Consider the following 18,450-nt stretch of genomic DNA (forward strand, 5'->3'; position numbering starts at 1 on the left):
ATCCGAGATGTGGCGCCAGCGGCCCGTCCCGCCTGTGGAGAGCAAAAGCGATACTGAAGGTCACGTTCTGGAGGCGCCGTTCGAACGGTCTAACGCGCTGATGCAAGTCGCCCGCGGCCATCCCGAGGAGGAGGACTTTCTCGCCCTCCGCCTTGCAGGGTCGCTGGCTGCGCAGGCGGTGCATATCGCCGGACATGCACCTCAATCCTGCCGGGCGAGCCACTCCTCCAGCCACTTGATCGTGTACGTCCCCTCGCGGAACTCAGGGTCGTCGAGCAGTGCCTGATGCAGCGGGATCGTGGTCTTCATCCCCTCGATCACGAACTCTTCCAACGCGCGGCGCAGGCGGCGCAGCGCGCCTTCGCGGGTGGTGCCGTAGACGATCAGCTTGGCGATCATGCTGTCGTAATAAGGCGGCACCCTGTAGCCGGCATATAGCCCCGAATCGACGCGCACGTGCATCCCGCCCGGCGCATGATATTGCTTCACCAGCCCCGGCGACGGCATGAAGGTGCGCGGATCCTCGGCGTTGATGCGGCACTCGATGGCGTGGCCACGGAAGACCACGTCCTCCTGACGCAACGTCAGCGCATGGCCCTCGGCGATCCGGATCTGCTCGCGCACCAGGTCCAGCCCGGTGATCGCTTCGGTTACCGGGTGTTCCACCTGCAGACGGGTGTTCATCTCGATGAAGTAGAACTCACCGTTCTCCCACAGGAACTCGATCGTCCCCGCTCCACGATAGCCCATGTCGGCCATCGCCCTGGCGACGATGCCGCCCATGCGGTCGCGCTCCTCCGGCGTGATGACCGGGGAGGGTGCTTCCTCCAGCACCTTCTGATGGCGGCGCTGGAGCGAGCAGTCGCGCTCGCCAAGATGGATCGCCTGCCCCTCGCCGTCGCCGAACACCTGGAATTCGATGTGGCGCGGGTTGCCGAGGTATTTTTCCATGTAGACGGTGGCGTCGCCGAACGCCGCCTTCGCCTCGGTACCGGCCTGCGCGATCAGCGTCTCGAGCTGGTCGGGGGAGTGGCACACTTTCATGCCGCGCCCGCCGCCGCCGCTCGCGGCCTTGATGATCACGGGATAGCCGATCGACTCGGCCAGTGCCTTTGCCTCGTCGATGTCGTGCACCGCGCCGTCCGAGCCGGGGACGAGCGGCAGACCGAGCGCGCCGGCGGTGCGCTTGGCCTCCACCTTGTCGCCCATGATGCGGATGTGCTCGGGCTTCGGCCCGACGAAGATCAGGTTGTGCAGCTCCACGATCTCGGCGAACTTGGCGTTCTCGCTAAGGAAGCCGTAGCCGGGATGGATCGCGTCGGCGCCGCTGATCTCGGCAGCCGAGATGATGTTGGGGATGTTGAGATAGCTGTCGGCGGCGGCCGGCGGCCCGATGCAGATCGCCTCGTCCGCGAGCCGGACGTGCATCGCGTCGGCGTCGGCAGTCGAATGCACCGCCACCGTCTTGATGCCCATTTCGTGGCAAGCGCGGTGAATGCGCAGCGCGATCTCGCCGCGATTGGCGATCAACAGCTTCCTGATTTGCGGCATGTTATTCGACGACCACCAGCGGCTGGTCGAACTCGACCGGCTGGCCGTTATCGACCAGGATCGCCTTCACGACGCCAGCGGAGGGGGCGATGATCGGGTTCATGACCTTCATCGCCTCGACGATCAGCAGCGTGTCGCCGGCGGCGACGCTTTGCCCGATGGTCGAGAATGGCTTCGCACCGGGCTCGGCGGCGAGATAGACGGTGCCGACCATCGGCGAGCGTACCGCGTTCGCGTCCGACGCGGCGGACGGGCCGGCGACGTCGACCTGCGGCGGCGCAGCTGTAGCGGGCGCGGCGGCGAGCGGCGCGGGCGCGTAATGCATCGCCGGCGCGGCGTTGATCGCGGCGGCCTTGCGCGCGACGCGGATCTTGCGATCGCCGTCCTCGACCTCGATTTCGGTCAGCTGCGTGGTATCGAGCAGCTCGGCCAGCTGGCGGACCAGCTCGACGTCGACCTGCATCGCGCCGCTGTTGTGAGAGATGTCAGCCATGCAACCCCAATTTCCCTGACTTAGGGCGCGCCTCCTGTCAGAAGCGGGCCGCGGCTTCAAGCGCGAGCTGGTACGACAGAGCGCCGAACCCGGCGATCGTGCCTTTTGCAGCACGCCCGACGAACGAGACGTGACGGAATTCCTCGCGCAGGTGCGGGTTGGACAGATGCACCTCGATCACCGGCGTGCGGATCGCCTTGATCGCGTCGTGCACCGCCACCGACGTGTGCGTGAAGGCGGCGGCGTTCAGGATCACGGCGCGCGCGTCGTGTGCCTGCGCCTCGTGCAGCCAGTCGACCAGATGTCCTTCGTGGTTGGACTGACGCATGTCGATGGACAGACCCAGTTCGCGCGCCCGATCCTCCAGGGCCCCGGCGATATCGTCGAGCGTGTCATGGCCATAGATCTCCGGCTCGCGCGTGCCGAGCAGGTTGAGGTTCGGGCCGTTCAGGACGTAGACGGTGTCGGTCATTGTGGGCACCATCGCACCCTGCGCCGTCCTGCGCAACGTTGCCCCGTCGCGCCTACGCGCCTAAATGGCAGGCATGGCACATACCGACGGCACCATCACCATTTCCGTGAACGGCGAGCACAAGCGCGTGACCGCCGGGATCACCATCGCCGAACTGGCGCAATCGTTGGGGCTGGTTCCCGAGAAGGTAGCGGTGGAACGCAACCTTGAGGTCGTGCCGCGCTCCACGCTGGCGCAGGTGACGGTGGAGGACGGCGACGAACTGGAGATCGTCCACTTCGTCGGCGGCGGCGACCATCCGGTCGCGGCGGATCCGATGGCCTCGACCGCGGACGATAGCTGGACGGTCGCGGGCCGCACCTTCCGCTCAAGGTTGATCGTCGGGACCGGCAAGTACAAGGATTTCGCGCAGAACGCGGCGGCAGTCGCGGCATCGGGGGCCGAGATCGTCACCGTGGCGGTGCGCCGCGTGAACGTCAGCGACCCGAACGCGCCGATGCTGACCGACTATATCGACCCGAAGAAGGTGACGTATCTGCCCAATACGGCAGGTTGTTTCACCGCCGAGGACGCGATCCGCACGCTGCGGCTGGCGCGCGAGGCGGGCGGCTGGGACCTGGTGAAGCTGGAGGTGCTGGGCGAGGCGCGGACGCTGTACCCCAACATGCGCGAGACGCTGACCGCAACCGAGGTGCTCGTGCGTGAGGGATTCAAGCCGATGGTCTATTGCGTCGACGATCCGATCGCGGCGAAGCAGCTGGAAGAGGCGGGCGCAGTGGCGATCATGCCGCTGGGCGCGCCGATCGGATCGGGGCTGGGCATCCAGAACCAGGTGACGATCCGGCTCATCGTCGAGGGGGCGGGCGTGCCCGTGCTGGTCGATGCCGGCGTTGGCCAGGCGAGCGACGCGGCGGTGGCGATGGAGCTGGGCTGCGACGGCGTGCTGATGAACACCGCCATCGCCGAGGCGAAGGACCCGGTGCTGATGGCGGCGGCGATGAAGGCCGCGGTCGAGGGCGGACGGATGAGTTACCGCGCCGGCCGGATGGGCAAGCGCCGCTATGCCGATCCGTCCAGCCCGCTGTCCGGATTGATCTGAGGCAAGAGAATCGACGTGGCGGCGGAACCGCGTTGTTGCAGCACCGTTCTGTCATCACAGGGTTTTACTTGAGGAGATCGACGATGGGCGAGCTGACCGACAAGATCAAGGGCAATGTCAACGAAGCTATCGGCAAGGCCAAGGAGGCCCTCGGCACCCATACCGATAATGCCGATCTTGCTGCCGAGGGCAAGGCCCAGCAGGTCGAAGGCAAGGGCGAGCAGGTAAAGGGTAAGGTCAAGGGCGCGCTCGGCGACGACATCTGATCGACTGTACCTGACGAAGAATTGGGACTGCCCCGGTGCGCCGGGGTGGTCCCTTTCTTCATTTGGTAGGTAATCTCCTCAGGCCGAGCAGCGGCGGGCAACTCCGCTTTTAATATTCCACTCTACATGTGTGGGCGGGGATAGTCGTGGTTGCGGGCGCAGCGACACAAATCACGGCGCCCTGATCCTGCTCGCGATTGTGTCGTTTCGCGGACATGACGTAACGCTGCACAACCGGGCGGACGACGGTCGCCCACTTTCGATCGGACCGCGGCGTACGGCGATCGGGAAGCCGGCGCGTCTAACGTCCGCTCCACAACCCCGCGCCCACGGCGATCGCCGTCGCAGCCAGCACCATCGCGGCGATCATCAGTGCGCCGTCACGGACCGTGATCGCCAACCCGAACGCCGCGATCGCCAGCATCGGTGCGGTCGTGGCGAGCGGCAGCAATTCCAGCGGCGGCACCGCGCACGCCAGCAGTATCACCCCGATGGCTGCGGCGCGCACGAACGGCGGGTTGGTGAGAACCGGCAGCCGGCCATGGAAGCAACGATCCATGAACCGTGCGACGCCGCGCGTCTTCGCGACCGCCTTCCGTGCCTTGTCCGCGCCGATCGCGCGGCGTCTCACGAAGCCGGGCAGCCACAGATGCTCGCGCCCGAGCGCCATCTGGACCGCGACCAGTGCGATCACCAGCGCCATCGCGGTCGGCAGGCCGGGGATGCTGCCGATCGGCGAGATGTCGATCAGCGGCATGACGATCAGGAACGGTCCGAAACCGCGACTGCCGAGCGCCTCCACGACGTCACCCACCGCGACCTCGTCGTTCGTCTTCGCAAGTTCCTCAATCGCGTCGAGGATGTCGCCGACACTATGTGGTTCGTCCGCCATCGATATGGTGAACCCGTGTGCGCGCCTAGCGGTTGCGTAGCGCCGACAACGTCGTGGCGGGGGTGATCTGCTCGATATCGGTCCGGCAGTGGAGCAGGCGTACGCCCGACCCGGCCAGTAGTCGATCGAGCGCGGGTGCGAAGTCGGCGGTGTGCTCGACCGTCTCGGCGGTGGCGCCATAGGCCCGTGCGAGCGCGGCGAAGTCGGGATTGCGGAGCCGAGTCGCGGCCGGGCGGCCGGGATATTCGCGTTCCTGATGCATGCGGATCGTGCCGTAGGTGCCATTGTCGACCACCACGACCAACAGGTCCACCTCGTGCTGGAGCGCGGTCGCGAGTTCCTGCCCGTTCATCAGGAAATCGCCGTCTCCGGCCACCGCGACGACGCTGCGGCCGGGGCGGCGCAGCGCGGCGGCGATCGCGGCGGGCAGGCCGTAGCCCATCGCGCCAGCGGTCGGCGCGAGCTGCGTCCCCGGTCCGGCATACTGCCAGTAACGGTGCCACCAGCCCGAGAAATTCCCCGCGCCGTTGCAGATGATCGTGTCGGCGGGCAGCGCGGCCTGCATCGCGGCGACGCACGGCGCGAGATCGAGTGCGACGCCGTCGCGTGGGCGCGGCGTACGCCACGCCTCGAAAGCGGCGCGCGCCTCCTCGGCATGCGGATGTGCGGGCCCGTCGAGTGGGACGAGCGCCTCGGCGAACTCGGCCATCCCGGCGCAGATCGCGAGATCGGTGGCGTAGACGCGGTGCAGCTCTTCGGGATCGGGATGTACGTGCACCAGCCGCTGCCCCGGATGGTCGGGACGGACCAGCGCATAGCCATCGGTCGTTGCCTCGCCGAGTCGCGCGCCCACGACCAGCAGCAGGTCGGCGGTGCGGACCCGTTCGAGAAGCGCGGGGTTGGGACCGTAGCCGAGGTTGCCGGCATAGGCCGGGCAGTCGTTGGCGATCGCGTCCTGCCGACGGAACGCGGCGGCCACCGGCACCCCCGCGCGCGTCGCCCAGTCGGCAAAGGCGGTGGCGGCAGTCACGTCCCAGCCGGCGCCGCCAACGATCGCGAGTGGATTTTCGGCGGTGGCGAGCAGATCACGCAGGCGGTCGAGCGTGTCGGAGTCGACGTCCTGGCGCGCGCGCTCGATCCGCGGCCGGTCGACCGCTTCGACGGTGTCGAGCAGCATGTCCTCGGGCAGTGCGAGCACCACCGGGCCGGGGCGGCCGTTCATCGCGGTGGCATAGGCGCGGGCGACATATTCGGGGATGCGTCGCGCATCGTCGATCCGTGCCGCCCATTTGCACAGCGGCCCGAACATCGCCGCGAAATCGACCTCCTGAAACGCCTCGCGATCGCGCGTGCCGCGATCGACGTCGCCGATGAACAGGATCATCGGTTGCGAATCCTGCATCGCGACATGCACGCCGATCGATGCGTTGGTGGCGCCCGGCCCGCGCGTGACGAACGCCACGCCGGGGCGGTGGGTCAGCGTGCCGTCGGCGCAGGCCATAAACGCCGCGCCGCCCTCCTGCCGGCACGTAACCACCTGGATCGCCGGCGTGTCGTGCAGCGCATCGAGCACGGCGAGGAAGCTTTCCCCCGGCACGGTGAACACCCGGTCGCAGCCTTGTGCGACGAGCTGGTCTACGAGCAGGCGGCCGCCGGTGCGTGGGTTGGTCATGGCCCATTGATATGACGCATGGCCGACGCGGTCGACCCGAAAAGCACGCGTTCCCCGGGGGGGGGGGCGACCGATCCAGTCCGGACCTACCTGAACGCCGCGCAGCCCGCTTTGTCGATAGCATTCCGCCCGACGAGAGGCGCGCCGGCTCCGACCGATCCGGCCGGGGGGTTCGTTGCCGTCACGGGGGAAGACAGGATGTACGTCGGACAGGATCTGGTCGATCGCGCCATGACGCGCGACGGGCAACGATACGTGCTGGGCGCGCGGGTTCATCTGGCCAATCCGGACTGGTCAGGGCCATGGGATTGCGCGGAGTTCGCGGCGTGGTGCGTCTATCACACGTACCTGACGGTGATGGCGGTGCGTCCGCCGAACATCCAATCCGGCGAGTCGTATTCGGGTTGGTGGTATGAAGATGCGGCCGCCGGCGATCTGCTGATCCCGGTCGAGCAGGCGATCGCCACGCCGGGCGCGATCCTGATCCGCAAACCCGGTGCGTTCGGGATGAAGGTCGGGCATGTCGCGATCTCGCGCGGAGACGGCACGACGATCGAGGCACGATGCGCGAAGGACGGTGTGCTGGTCGTGAAGGATGCGGCGTCGCGCCTGTGGACCACCGGCGCCGTCGTCCCCGGTATCGCTTACGTCAGCGACGCCGGCATGGTGGTCGTGCTCGCGCCGCCCGGTGACCTGTTGCACCTCGGATCGCCGTTCATGCGCGGCGATGCGGTGCTCGCGGTGCAGCAGGCGCTGAAGCAGGCCGGGATCGATCCGGGTCCGCAGGATGGCGTCTATGGCCCGTCCACGGCCGACGCCGTCGCCGCCTTCCAGGCGCTGCACGGGCTGGCCGTCGATGGCGTGGTCGGGGCGGAGACGCGCGCGGCGCTGCCTCTCTGAAGCGCGTATCTCCGGCGCCGCGTCCCCGTATTCGTACGGGGGCGCGGCATCGCGACCGTTGCCTTGGCCGTGCCCGACGCTAAGGAACGGACGTTCGCGATACCGCGTCCCCGCCCGGCAGTTCCGCTGTCCGCCTGGCGGGTGAAGCGGCGCGGCCGATTGACGAGGGAGAGCGCAAGCCGTGGTCAACAAGGTGTACGACGATGCCGCCGCCGCGCTGGACGGGCTGCTGTTCGATGGCATGACGATCTGCGCCGGCGGGTTCGGGCTGTGCGGCATCCCGGAACGGCTGATCGACGCGATCCGCGATGCCGGGACGACCGGGCTGACGATCGCCAGCAACAATGCCGGCATCGATGGCGAGGGGCTGGGCAAGCTGCTGCGCACGCGGCAGGTCAGGAAGATGATCTCCAGCTACGTCGGCGAGAACAAGGAATTCGAGCGCCAATTCCTGGCTGGCGAACTCGAGGTCGAATTTTGCCCGCAGGGCACGCTGGCCGAACGCTGCCGCGCGGGCGGGGCGGGTATTCCGGGCTTCTACACCAAGACCGGCGTCGGCACGCAGGTGGCCGAGGGCAAGGAGGTCAAGGAGTTCGACGGGGAGGAATATATCCTCGAGCGCGGGATCCGTGCCGACCTGTCGATCATCAAGGGCTGGAAAGCCGACGAGAGCGGCAATCTGATCTTCCGGAAGACCGCGCGCAACTTCAACCAGCCGATGGCGACGGCCGGCAAGGTCTGCGTCGCCGAGGTCGAGGAAGTGGTGCCGGTCGGCAGCCTGGACCCCGATCACATCCATTTGCCCGGTATCTACGTGAAGCGGATGATCGTCGGCAGCCCGTATGAAAAGAAGATCGAGTTCCGCACCGTGCGTGAGCGCGCCGCGGCGTGAGGCGGGCGGGCGTCCTGCTGGCGCTCGCCGTGACGCTGGGCGGGTGCACGGTGCAGCGTCAGGCGTTGCTCGGGCGGCCGGGAACGCCGCCCGTCGCGGCCGATCCGCCGCCGCCGCTCGCCGTGCCGCCCGGGATGGCGTGGCTTTATGGATCGGGCGAAGCCGCGGCACTGTCGGAACAGGCCTATAACGGCATGGTGCGCTACGTCGGCGGCGTGCTGAGCGCCGCGCGCGACCGGCGCGGGCGGCTGCCATCGCAACGCAAGGAGGGTACGCTGCCGCGTTGGCCGGCGTCCGCGGTGCTGGCGCCGGGCGCCACCGCGGCGACGGCCGAAACGCTGCCGTGCGGCGTGCTGCCGCCGGCCGTGGTGCTCGACATGGACGAGACCGCGGTGCTCAACCTCGGCTATGAATATGACGACGGGCAGCACCCGCGCGAATTCGACCAGAAGCGGTGGGAGCGCTGGGAGCAGGGCGGCGCCGACAAGGTGGTCGCCGTGCCCGGCGCGGTGGCGGCGTTCCGTGCGCTGCGCAGCATGGGGGTGACGATGGTCATCAACACCAACCGCTCCGCCGCCAACGCCGCGCAGACCGCGCTCGCGCTCTCCAACGCCGGGCTCGGTGCGTTCACGCACGGCGACACGCTGTTCCTGAAGGGCGACGTCGATGGGCGGTCGGGGAAGGACGGGCGGCGCGCGGCGATTGCGGCGAGATATTGCGTGCTGGCGCTGGCCGGCGACCAACTGGGCGACTTCGCCGACCTGTTCAATCCGCCCGGCCCGGCGCCGGCGATCGGGCGGCGGATGCTGACCGCGGTCGCGCCGATCGAGGGGCGCTGGGGCAACGGCTGGTTCATGCTGCCCAACCCGATCTACGGCACCGGGCTCGGCACCGGGTGGGACGAGACCTTCCCGCAGGACAAGCGCTGGAGCGACACGCCATGAGCGAGCAACCGGCCGGCGCGATCGCGGTGGATGCCGACGTATCGGGCGCGCGCTCTGCCGAGATCGCGCGGGCGTGGATCACCGACCGCGCGGGGAGCACGGCGTGGATCGATGCGCGCATCCTTGAGGATCCGCACGTGTTCGCGCATCTGATCGCGGACACCGTGCGCCATGCCGCGCGTGCGTATGCCGGGACGTGGGACATGCCCGAGGACACTGCCTTGCAAGCTATCGTCGGCGGCCTGACTGCGCATCTGCGCGAACAGGCGACCGACCTCACCACCATCCAGGACGGGAGCCTGAACTGATGTCGCAGGAAGCAAAAGGCTGGGACCGCAACGGTATGGCGGCACGTGCGGCGCGGGAGCTGAAGGACGGCTATTACGTCAACCTCGGCATCGGCATCCCGACTTTGGTCGCCAACAACATTCCGGCGGGGATGACGGTGACGCTGCAGTCCGAGAACGGGATGCTCGGGATAGGGCCGTTCCCCTATGACGACGAGGTCGACCCGGATCTGATCAACGCCGGCAAGCAGACGATCAGCGAGCTGCCGTCTTCGGCCTATTTCGGAAGCGAGCAGAGCTTCGCGATGATCCGCGGCGGCCATATCGACCTGACCGTATTGGGCGCGATGGAGGTCAGCGAAGGGGGAGACATCGCCAACTGGATGATCCCCGGCAAGATGATCAAGGGCATGGGCGGTGCGATGGATCTCGTCGCGGGCGTCAAGAAGATCATCGTGGTGATGGAACACGTGTCGAAGGACGGCACGCCGAAGTTCCTGCCGCAATGCTCGCTGCCGCTGACCGGCCGCAATGTGGTGGACATGGTCGTGACCGACCTCGCGGTGTTCCAGCGTCCCGACCATGACGCGCCGTTCCGGCTGGTCGAGCTCGCGCCGGGCGTGACGGCGGACGAGGTCGCGGCGAAGACGACGGCGCGGTACGAGGTGTAGCGCGCATGGCGTACACGCTTGTCACCGCGAACCGCAATTATTCGAGCTGGTCGCTGCGCCCGTGGGTGCTGATGACCACGCTCGGGATACCCTTCGCCGACCGGATCGAGCCGTTCGCGAGCATGAACAATCATGCCGCCTTCCGCGCCTTTTCGCCGACCGGGCAGGTGCCGGTGCTGATCGACGGCGACCGGACAATATGGGACTCGCTGGGCATCGTTTTGTACCTGGCCGAGCGGCATGACGGCGTGTGGCCCGCTGATCCGGCGGCACGCGCCTGGGCGATGTGCGCAGTGACCGAGATGCATGGCGGGTTCGGCGCGCTCCGCAACGAGCGTACGATGACCGTCGGACAGCGCGTGGCACCCACTGCCGGTTCGGACGCGCTGTCGCGCGACGTCGCCCGGCTGGCCGAGTTGTGGAGCGAAGGGCTGGAGCGGTTCGGCGGGCCGTGGCTTGCCGGACCGGCGTTCACGGTCGTCGACGCCTTCTACGCGCCGGTGGCGTTCCGGGTGCGCAGTTACGGCATCGACGTCGGCGCGGCCGGCGCGCGCTGGGTGGCGTGGATGCTGGAGCAACCGGCGATGCGCGAGTGGGAGCGGCAGGCGCTGGCCGAGACGTTTCGCGAGCGTGCGCACGAAGCGGAGGTCGCTGCGGTCGGCGAGGTGATCGAGGATCGCCGCGCCCGCTAAGCCAGCGCGACATTTCCTGTCGTGCGAACTTGGAGCGACGATGCTTTTCGTTTAACAGCCGCCCATCATGTCCACCGCCCCCCGCACATTGTACGAGAAGGTCTGGGACGCTCACGTTGTCGAGCGTCGCGACGATGGTTCCTGCCTGATCTATATCGACCGTCACCTCGTCCACGAAGTGACCAGCCCGCAGGCGTTCGAGGGGCTTCGCGCCGCCGGCCGGCGGGTGCGACGGCCCGAGCTGACGCTGGCGGTGCCGGACCATAATCTGCCGACGACCGCGCGCGTCGACGCGGCGGGCGACGAGTTGCCGATTGCGGACCGCGAGAGCGCGGAGCAGCTCGGTGCGCTGCGCCGCAACGTCGCCGAGTTCGGCGTGCCCTATATCGATGCGCTGTCGGCGCGGCAGGGCATCGTGCACGTCGTCGGGCCGGAGCAGGGCTTCACGCTGCCGGGCACGACCATGGTGTGCGGTGACAGCCATACCTCCGCGCATGGCGCTCTGGGTGCGCTGGCGTTCGGGATCGGCACCAGCGAGGTCGAGCACGTGCTCGCGACGCAGACGCTGATCCTGTCGCCGTCCAGGACGATGGAAGTGCGCGTCGACGGTACGCTCGGCTACGGCGTCAGCGCCAAGGACGTGGTGCTGGCGATCATCGGGCAGATCGGCGCGGCGGGCGGCACCGGCCATGTGATCGAGTTCACCGGCGACGTGATCCGCAACCTGTCGGTCGAGGGGCGGCTGACGATTGCCAACATGTCGATCGAGGGCGGCGCGCGCGCCGGAATGATCGCGCCGGACGAAACGACCTTCGCGTATCTGAAGGGGCGCCCGCTGGCGCCGCAGGGCGCGGACTGGGACAAGGCGGTTGCGTGGTGGCGGACGCTGCCGAGCGACGCCGGTGCGCGCTACGATCGGACAGTGCTGCTGGATGGCAGCGCGATCGCACCGGTACTGACCTGGGGCACGAGCCCGGAGGACGTGGTGCCGATCACCGGGGTGGTTCCGGCGCCGGAGAGCTTCGCGGACCCGTCGAAGCAGGAAGCGGCGCGCAAGTCGCTCGACTATATGGGGCTGGCGCCGGGGATGCGAATGCAGGACGTGCCGGTCCAGCACGTCTTCATCGGCAGCTGCACCAACAGTCGCATCGAGGATCTGCGCGCCGCCGCCGGCGTGGCGAGCGGGCGGCACGTCGCCGATGGCGTGCGCGCGATGGTCGTTCCCGGATCGGGGCTGGTCAAGCGGCAGGCCGAGGCTGAGGGGCTGGACCGCGTCTTTACCGAGGCCGGGTTCGAATGGCGCGAGCCGGGCTGTTCGATGTGCCTGGCGATGAACCCCGACAAGGTGCCGCCGGGCGAGCGTTGCGCCTCGACCAGCAACAGGAATTTCGTGGGACGTCAGGGACCTGGCGCCCGCACTCACTTGTTGTCGCCGGCAATGGCAGCGGCGGCGGCGGTCACCGGACGGCTGGCCGACGTACGCGAGCTGATGGGCTGAGACGGAAGGACGTGAGATGAAGAAGGTGCTGATGTTCCTGATCGCCGGTTCGGTGCTGAGCGGTGTCGCTGCCTATGCCGCGATCGCGCGCCCTGCGATCCCGGCCAGCCGCCCGACCCGCTGATGGACCCGGTCGCGCTCGTTTCGGGCACCGCCTATCCGTGGGGCGCCAAGAACGTCGACACCGACGTCATCATTCCGGCGCACTGGCTGAAGACGATCACGCGCTCCGGGCTGGGGCGCGGTGCGTTCGAGACGGTGCGCAGCGTGCCCGGCAACATCTTCGACGACCCGCGCTATGCCGGGGCGCCGGTGCTGATCGCCGGCGACAATTTCGGATGCGGGTCGAGCCGCGAGCACGCCGCCTGGGCGCTGCGCGATATGGGCGTGCGTGCCGTGATCGCGCCGAGCTTCTCCGACATCTTCTCGGGCAATGCTTTCAAGAACGGCATCGTGGCCGTCGTGCTACCGCAGGCGGCGATCGACCGGCTCGTCGAGGTCGCCAAGGACAGCCCGGTCACCGTCGACCTTGAGACGATGACCGTCACCACGCCCTATCAGGATCGTTTCCCGTTCGAGCTCGACGCCTTCCGGCGCCGCTGTCTGATGGAAGGGCTAGACGAAGTCGGGCTGACGCTGGCAAAGGATACCGCGATTTCGAAATTCGAGGAGCGGCTCGACGACGAGCGGCCCTGGATCAGGAGAGATGCGGCACATGCGAGCATTGCTGTCGAGGGCGCCGGGCGGACCTGAAACTCTGGAGATCGGCGAACTGCCCGATCCGGCCGCCGGTCCCGGCGAGGTGCTGGTCGCGATCAAGGCGTGCTCGATCAACTATCCCGACGTGCTGGTGATCGAGGATCGCTACCAGTTCCAGCCACCCCGTCCCTTCGCGCCGGGTGGTGACATAGCGGGCGTCGTGGCCGCGGTCGGCGACGGCGTGACGCGCTGGCAGGTCGGCGACCGCGTAATGGGTACCGTGTTGATGGGCGGACTGGCCGAGCGGCGCGCGGTCGCCGCCGACGCGCTCTACCCGCTGCCCGAAAACCGCGGCTTCGAGGAAGGCGCGGCGCTGTTGCTCACTTATGCCACCAGCATCCATGCGCTGGTCGATCGCGGGCGGATCGCCGACGGCGACCGGCTGCTGGTGCTGGGCGCGTCCGGCGGGGTCGGGCTGGCAGCGGTAGAGCTGGGCAAGGCGTTCGGGGCCTATGTCGTCGGTGCGGTGTCGAGCGAGGAGAAGGCGCAGGCAGTGCGCGATGCGGGTGCCGACGACGTGGTCGTCTACGATCGTGCGCCGTTCGACAAGCCGGCATCGAAGGCGCTGGCGGACCGGTTCAAGGCCGCTGGCGGCGCTGGCGGCTTCCAGGTGATCTACGATGCGGTCGGCGGCGATTACGCCGAGCCGGCGTTGCGTTCGATCGGCTGGGAGGGCCGCTATCTCGTCGTCGGCTTCCCGGCCGGCATACCGAAGCTGCCGCTCAACCTGACCTTGCTGAAGAGCTGCGACGTGTGCGGGGTGTTCTGGGGGGCGTTTGCGGGACGCGACCCGGCGGCGAACCGCGCGCATATCGAGCGACTGCTGGCGTTATGGGGCGCAGGGCGGATCAGCCCGCGCGTCACCCAGGTCTTCCCGCTGGAGCAGGGCGGGGCGGCGATCGCGCGGCTGGGCGCGCGCACCGCGATCGGCAAGCTGGTGGTGCGTGTCGCGGATTGAGCGCCCGTTGCGCGCGGCCCCTGCGCGCACTATCCATCGGTGATGTACCGACGGGAGCCAACATGACCCTTTTCGACGATCGTGAACGCGCAGAGGAGGCGAAATACGCCCGTGACGAGGAGGTGGCGTTCCGGATCATCGCACGGCGCAATCGGCTGGTCGGACAATGGGCCGCGCAGCTGATGCAGCTGACTCCCGCCGAAACCGATGCCTATGCCAAGGCGGTGGTGCAGGCCGATTTCGAGGAAGCCGGTGACGACGACGTCGTGCGCAAGATCTATGGCGACCTGACCGCGGCGAACGTCGATGTCGAGGAAGCGGTGGTGCGCCGCGCGCTGGATGAGCAACTGGTCGAGGCGCGCCGTCAATTGATGCAGCCGGAGTAACGCGGATGCCGATGGAAGGAAGCGAGATCGTCGCGCTCATCAAGGCGGGGATCCCCGATGCGGAGGTCGAGATGACCGACCTGGCCGGCGACAACGACCATTGGGCAGCGCGCGTCACCGCGGCGTCGTTCGCCGGGATGCCACGGGTCAAGCAGCATCAGGCGGTCTATGCCGCGCTGGGCGGGCGCATGGGCGGGGTGCTGCACGCCTTGCAGTTGACCACCGCCGTCCCGAAGTAAGCCGCAGCATTGCTGCGCGACCCCGCGCCAAGAAGGATGATCGAAATGACCGACGACGCCAACGCCCGCATCGACACGCTGGTGAAGAGCAACCCGGTGGTGCTGTTCATGAAGGGCTCGCCGCTGTTCCCGCAGTGTGGCTTCTCCAGCCGTGCGATCGCGATCCTGGAGCGGCTGGGCGTCGATTTCGAGAGCGTCGACGTGTTGCAGGACCAGGCGATCCGGCAGGGCATCAAGAGCTATTCGGACTGGCCGACGATCCCGCAGCTTTACGTCGGCGGCGAGTTCGTCGGCGGATCGGACATCATGATGGAGATGTACGAGGCTGGCGAGTTGGGTGAGCTGTTCCAGAAGGCCGGCGCTGCCAAGGCAGCGGAAGCGCCGCAGGCGTAGTGACGCGCACGGGCGGGATCGGGGTGCGTTGCGCCCCGATCGCCGCCTACGGTGGTTGTCGAGCGACGATCGGGGCGCAACCGCTCGAGCATCGCCGGATGCGCGAGACCGGAGTCCGACTCGTCACCCGGTGTACCATCCGGACTACCGTCTTGAGCTTTTCCCGAAGAAGCTGACCGCGCTTCGAGGCGGGCGTTGACGCTGGAGCCTGCTCACCGCTGCTTCCGTCCGGGCGTGGTAAATACGACTAACCCCGCCACTCGATCGCAAGCCTGCCGAGCGCCTTGAGCGCCGCCTCGTCTTGCGGCCGGACGTCCGCGGAAAACGACGGGGTTTCGAAATAGCCGGTCACGATCAGCGGCGCCCGCCCACCCGGCGGAAGCAGCACCGCCAGATCGTTGGTCTTGTTGCCGATCGATGGACGCATTCCGGTGCCGGTCTTGTCGAGACCGCGCCAGCCCGCCGGTATACCCGCACGGATGCGACCCAGCCCGCTGCGCGTCGCCGCCATCCACCCGCGAAGCCGCTCGCGACTGTCCGTGGCGAGCACGTCACCCAGTACGATCCGTCGCACTGTTTCGGCCATCGCCCGCGGCGTGGTGCTGTTCTGCGTCGTGCCGGGCGGGATTTCGTTGATGGTCGGCTCGTAGCCGTCGAGCCGGCTGATTTCATCGCCGATCTCACGCCAGAAGCGCGTCACCGCCGCCGACCCGCCCAGCCGGCGCATGAGCACGTTCGCGGCGGCGTTGTCGCTCGTCACCTGCACCGCCTCGGCGAGCGCTAGCACCGGGAGGCGGCCCGCGGCGAGATGCGCTTCCACCACGGGAGAATGGTCCACGAGATCGGCTTGTCCGAACGCCAGCATCGCTGCGGGATCGAGGCGGCCGGCATCGCCCTCGCGCAGTGCGAGCGCGGCCAGCGACAATTTGAACGTCGAGCAATGGCAGAAGCGCTCGTCGGCGCGCCAGCCGAAGTGGCGCCCGCTGCCGGTGTCGAGTACGAACGCGCCCAGCCGGCCGCCGGCGGAGCGCTCCAGCGCACGCAGGCGCGCGGCGGGATCGACCCGCGCCGCGCGGGCGGCGGTCGGGCCGGAAAGCAGTGCGCTCGCACCGAGGCCGAAGGCGAACGCACGACGATCGATCATGCGATGCCGATAACGCGCGCGGCCTCGCTTCGCCAGGACCGGACGCCGCGACGCCGCTGGAGGAACTTGTAAGAAACACCATCGGCGTGCCGCGCGATCCGCATTGACTACAAACGTAATCGATGATTACATGTGTAATCGAAGCTGAAAACGAGGGAGCGAATCGTGGTCGAACGGATCAGCGATGCCGAACATGCGGTCATGGAGGTGCTGTGGGACGAAAGCCCGCTCACCGCTCAGGATGTCGCCGAGCGGGTGGACCCGGAGCGTGGCTGGAGCGCGGCGACCGTCAAGACGCTGCTCGGGCGGCTGCTTGGCAAGGAGGCGGTGCGCCATGACATCGACGGGCGTCGTTACCTCTACAGCCCGGCGGTCAAGCGCGAGGATTATGTCGCGCGCGAATCCGACCGGCTGATCGATCGGCTGTTCGGCGGGCGGCTGACCCCGCTGGTCGCGCACCTTGCCGAGCGCGACGCGCTGAGCGCGCAGGACATCAACGAGATCGAGGCGCTGCTGAAGGCGTTGAAGCAATGACCGGCTGGGCGATCGAGGCGATGCTGGCGTCGGCGCTGCTGATGCTGGCCGTCATCGTGCTGCGCGGACCGGTGCGGCGCGCGTTCGGGGCGCGCGTGGCCTATGCGTTGTGGGCGATGCCGGCGCTGCGGCTGCTGCTGCCGCCGCTGCCCGCGGGCTGGCGTGGCGAGGCGCTGCCGACGCTGCCGCTGGCCGAGCCGATCATCATTTCGCTGGGGCGGCCGGTAGCGACGCTGCCGGTGGAGACCAGCGCCCATGCGATCGGCTGGCCGCCGGTCGCGCTGGCGATATGGCTGGGCGGCGCGGCGCTGCTGCTGGCGTGGCAGGCGGTCGGTTACCTGCGCTTCCGCTACGAGGTGCTGCGCCACGGGATCGCGGTCGACCGCGTCGGGTCGATCACGGTCGTGCAGAGCGCCGCGACCGATGGGCCGCTGGCATTCGGGGTGTTCGACCGTGTCGTGGCGTTTCCGCGCGACTTCGCAGCACGCTTCGATGCCGAGGAGCGGGCGCTCGCGCTGGAGCACGAGCTGGGCCACCATGCGCGTGGTGATCTGATCGCGAACTGGGTCGCGCTGGTCGTGCTGGCGCTGCACTGGTTCAATCCGCTGGCGTGGGTCGCCTTTCGCAAGTTCCGCGCCGACCAGGAGATGGCCAACGACGCGCGGGTGCTGGCCCGCACCGGCGGCGCGGCGCGCCACGCCTATGGCTGTGCGATCGTGAAGGCGGCGCACGGGCGCGCGATGTCGCCGGCGTGCCATCTGAATACCGTGAAGGATCTGAAAGGGAGGCTGAAGATGCTGAGCAAAAAGAAGGCGTCGCGGACGCAGGTGGCGATGGGCAGCGCGGCGATCGCAATGCTCGCGGTCGGCGGGCTGGCATTCACCGCCTCGGGCACGCAGGCGGCGGAGCGCGTGCGTGCGGGCGTCGAGGATGCCACAGGGGTCGAAATGTCATCTTCCGAGTTGATGTCCGAGACGACGCCCGAGCCGATGCTGGGCACGCGGCACGTGGTCGCGGATCGGCAGCGCGGGCGCGAGACGATCGTAACGGTGACCACCGACGGGCGCACCACGACCTACACCGGGAAAGCGGCGGAAGCCTATCTTGCCGCACATCCGGCACCGCCTGCACCCCCGGTGCCGCCGATGCCGGACTTGCCTCCGGTCGGCGCGGTGCCACCGCCGCCGCCGTTGCCTCCAGTCGGTCCCGTCCCCCCGGCGCCCCCGGTGCCGCCGATGCCGGGAACGAGCGCACGCGCGATGACCGTGGATTGCGCGGCGGGCGGCAAGCGATCGTCGCTGGTGGCGCAAGGGAGCCGCATCACGGTGACCTGCAACGATCGGCACAGCGCCGCGATGAGTGCCGAAGGTGCCGAGTTGCAGCGCCACGCCGCCGCACTCCAGCGCGATGCGGAGCACCTCGCGACGGTCGACGCGGCGCGGTTGCAGCGCCAGGCCGCCGAACTGCAACGGCAGGTGGCGCGGATCGACGCCGCGCAGCTGCGCCGCGATGCGCTGGCGATGGAACGGCAGTCGGGACAGATCGAGCGCCAGTCGCTGCGCGCAGCGCTGACCGGCCTGCAGAGTGCGCGCGCCGGGATGCTGACCAATGCGGACCTGCCGGATGCGCATCGCAGCCGCGCCTTGGCCGGCATCGACAAGGCGATCGCGAACCTGCGCGCGCGGATGGCGACGCGCGACTGACCGGA

General features: G+C 68.5%; 22 protein-coding genes. 16 read left to right on the forward strand and 6 right to left on the reverse strand.

The features are described from left to right. Positions 1 to 201: 201 nt before the first annotated feature. Genes accC through aroQ form a run of 3 tightly spaced genes read right to left on the reverse strand, consistent with a single transcriptional unit; the run spans position 202 to position 2,516 of the window. Positions 202 to 1,551 carry an acetyl-CoA carboxylase biotin carboxylase subunit gene (accC, locus tag SPHPHY_RS0103330; RefSeq protein WP_022685286.1) on the reverse strand — a complete coding sequence of 450 codons (1,350 nt, stop codon included), beginning with the start codon at positions 1,549 to 1,551 and terminating at the stop codon, positions 202 to 204. A 1-nt stretch (position 1,552) separates the two neighbouring features. Next, on the reverse strand, positions 1,553 to 2,044 hold the full coding sequence (gene accB / locus SPHPHY_RS0103335; RefSeq protein WP_028056439.1) for an acetyl-CoA carboxylase biotin carboxyl carrier protein: 492 nt from the start codon (positions 2,042 to 2,044) through the stop codon (positions 1,553 to 1,555). Positions 2,045 to 2,081: 37 nt separating this feature from the next. Beyond that, positions 2,082 to 2,516, reverse strand: coding sequence for a type II 3-dehydroquinate dehydratase (gene aroQ / locus SPHPHY_RS0103340; protein WP_022685288.1), 435 nt, complete (start codon positions 2,514 to 2,516; stop codon positions 2,082 to 2,084). A gap of 73 nt (positions 2,517 to 2,589) precedes the next feature. On the opposite strand from aroQ, the gene thiS reads away from it, so the two are divergent. Together thiS and SPHPHY_RS0103350 are read left to right on the forward strand one after the other, a co-directional pair. Beyond that, positions 2,590 to 3,615, forward strand: coding sequence for a sulfur carrier protein ThiS (thiS, locus tag SPHPHY_RS0103345; protein WP_022685289.1), 1,026 nt, complete (start codon positions 2,590 to 2,592; stop codon positions 3,613 to 3,615). A gap of 83 nt (positions 3,616 to 3,698) precedes the next feature. Next, the gene (locus SPHPHY_RS0103350; RefSeq protein WP_022685290.1) at positions 3,699 to 3,881 is read left to right on the forward strand and encodes a CsbD family protein; all 183 of its coding nucleotides are present in this window, start codon (positions 3,699 to 3,701) and stop codon (positions 3,879 to 3,881) included. Positions 3,882 to 4,182: 301 nt separating this feature from the next. Here SPHPHY_RS0103350 and SPHPHY_RS0103355 read toward each other — a convergent pair whose 3' ends face one another. Both SPHPHY_RS0103355 and SPHPHY_RS0103360 read right to left on the reverse strand, forming a co-directional pair. Beyond that, positions 4,183 to 4,773 (reverse strand): exopolysaccharide biosynthesis protein, encoded by a 591-nt coding sequence (locus SPHPHY_RS0103355; protein WP_022685291.1) that lies wholly within the window; start codon positions 4,771 to 4,773, stop codon positions 4,183 to 4,185. Positions 4,774 to 4,798: 25 nt separating this feature from the next. After that, entirely contained in the window at positions 4,799 to 6,445 is a 1,647-nt protein-coding gene (locus SPHPHY_RS0103360; protein WP_022685292.1) for a thiamine pyrophosphate-binding protein, read from the reverse strand. Between the two features lie 198 nt (positions 6,446 to 6,643). Between SPHPHY_RS0103360 and SPHPHY_RS0103365 the strand changes: the two genes are divergently transcribed. From SPHPHY_RS0103365 to grxD, 12 genes are all read left to right on the forward strand, one after another. Then, positions 6,644 to 7,345, forward strand: a complete 702-nt coding sequence (locus SPHPHY_RS0103365; RefSeq protein WP_022685293.1) for a peptidoglycan-binding protein — start codon at positions 6,644 to 6,646, stop codon at positions 7,343 to 7,345. A gap of 181 nt (positions 7,346 to 7,526) precedes the next feature. Next, positions 7,527 to 8,237 (forward strand): CoA transferase subunit A, encoded by a 711-nt coding sequence (locus SPHPHY_RS0103370; RefSeq protein ID WP_022685294.1) that lies wholly within the window; start codon positions 7,527 to 7,529, stop codon positions 8,235 to 8,237. Then, complete coding sequence (locus SPHPHY_RS0103375) at positions 8,234 to 9,181, forward strand: HAD family acid phosphatase (protein ID WP_022685295.1); 948 nt, start codon at positions 8,234 to 8,236, stop codon at positions 9,179 to 9,181. Before SPHPHY_RS0103370 ends, SPHPHY_RS0103375 begins: the two co-directional genes overlap by 4 nt. After that, positions 9,178 to 9,489, forward strand: coding sequence for a DUF5076 domain-containing protein (locus SPHPHY_RS19070; RefSeq protein WP_022685296.1), 312 nt, complete (start codon positions 9,178 to 9,180; stop codon positions 9,487 to 9,489). The genes SPHPHY_RS0103375 and SPHPHY_RS19070 overlap by 4 nt, the downstream gene beginning before the upstream one ends. Continuing rightward, on the forward strand, positions 9,489 to 10,139 hold the full coding sequence (locus tag SPHPHY_RS0103385; RefSeq protein ID WP_022685297.1) for a 3-oxoacid CoA-transferase subunit B: 651 nt from the start codon (positions 9,489 to 9,491) through the stop codon (positions 10,137 to 10,139). Before SPHPHY_RS19070 ends, SPHPHY_RS0103385 begins: the two co-directional genes overlap by 1 nt. A gap of 5 nt (positions 10,140 to 10,144) precedes the next feature. After that, complete coding sequence (locus tag SPHPHY_RS0103390) at positions 10,145 to 10,831, forward strand: glutathione S-transferase family protein (RefSeq protein ID WP_022685298.1); 687 nt, start codon at positions 10,145 to 10,147, stop codon at positions 10,829 to 10,831. 67 nt (positions 10,832 to 10,898) lie between these two features. Continuing rightward, positions 10,899 to 12,329: a 3-isopropylmalate dehydratase large subunit gene (leuC, locus tag SPHPHY_RS0103395; protein WP_022685299.1), complete on the forward strand. Its 1,431-nt coding sequence runs from the start codon at positions 10,899 to 10,901 to the stop codon at positions 12,327 to 12,329. A 123-nt stretch (positions 12,330 to 12,452) separates the two neighbouring features. Next, the gene (gene leuD / locus SPHPHY_RS0103405; protein ID WP_022685301.1) at positions 12,453 to 13,082 is read left to right on the forward strand and encodes a 3-isopropylmalate dehydratase small subunit; all 630 of its coding nucleotides are present in this window, start codon (positions 12,453 to 12,455) and stop codon (positions 13,080 to 13,082) included. Further along, complete coding sequence (locus SPHPHY_RS0103410) at positions 13,045 to 14,046, forward strand: NADPH:quinone oxidoreductase family protein (RefSeq protein WP_028056441.1); 1,002 nt, start codon at positions 13,045 to 13,047, stop codon at positions 14,044 to 14,046. The genes leuD and SPHPHY_RS0103410 overlap by 38 nt, the downstream gene beginning before the upstream one ends. A gap of 62 nt (positions 14,047 to 14,108) precedes the next feature. Continuing rightward, the gene (locus tag SPHPHY_RS0103415) at positions 14,109 to 14,432 is read left to right on the forward strand and encodes a DUF1476 domain-containing protein (protein ID WP_022685303.1); all 324 of its coding nucleotides are present in this window, start codon (positions 14,109 to 14,111) and stop codon (positions 14,430 to 14,432) included. Positions 14,433 to 14,437: 5 nt separating this feature from the next. Beyond that, positions 14,438 to 14,671, forward strand: coding sequence for a BolA/IbaG family iron-sulfur metabolism protein (locus SPHPHY_RS0103420; protein WP_022685304.1), 234 nt, complete (start codon positions 14,438 to 14,440; stop codon positions 14,669 to 14,671). 45 nt (positions 14,672 to 14,716) lie between these two features. Next, positions 14,717 to 15,064: a Grx4 family monothiol glutaredoxin gene (grxD, locus tag SPHPHY_RS0103425; protein WP_028056442.1), complete on the forward strand. Its 348-nt coding sequence runs from the start codon at positions 14,717 to 14,719 to the stop codon at positions 15,062 to 15,064. A gap of 247 nt (positions 15,065 to 15,311) precedes the next feature. Here grxD and bla read toward each other — a convergent pair whose 3' ends face one another. Continuing rightward, positions 15,312 to 16,208 (reverse strand): class A beta-lactamase, encoded by an 897-nt coding sequence (bla, locus tag SPHPHY_RS0103430; RefSeq protein ID WP_022685306.1) that lies wholly within the window; start codon positions 16,206 to 16,208, stop codon positions 15,312 to 15,314. A gap of 165 nt (positions 16,209 to 16,373) precedes the next feature. Between bla and SPHPHY_RS0103440 the strand changes: the two genes are divergently transcribed. Together SPHPHY_RS0103440 and SPHPHY_RS0103445 are read left to right on the forward strand one after the other, a co-directional pair. Then, a complete protein-coding gene (locus tag SPHPHY_RS0103440; RefSeq protein ID WP_022685308.1) occupies positions 16,374 to 16,742 on the forward strand; it encodes a BlaI/MecI/CopY family transcriptional regulator in 369 nt (122 codons plus the stop codon). Further along, a complete protein-coding gene (locus SPHPHY_RS0103445; protein ID WP_022685309.1) occupies positions 16,739 to 18,445 on the forward strand; it encodes a M56 family metallopeptidase in 1,707 nt (568 codons plus the stop codon). Before SPHPHY_RS0103440 ends, SPHPHY_RS0103445 begins: the two co-directional genes overlap by 4 nt. The last annotated feature ends 5 nt before the right edge of the window (positions 18,446 to 18,450 follow it).

Origin of the sequence: Sphingomonas phyllosphaerae 5.2 (assembly GCF_000419605.1) — a bacterium.
Lineage (GTDB): Bacteria > Pseudomonadota > Alphaproteobacteria > Sphingomonadales > Sphingomonadaceae > Sphingomonas > Sphingomonas phyllosphaerae_B.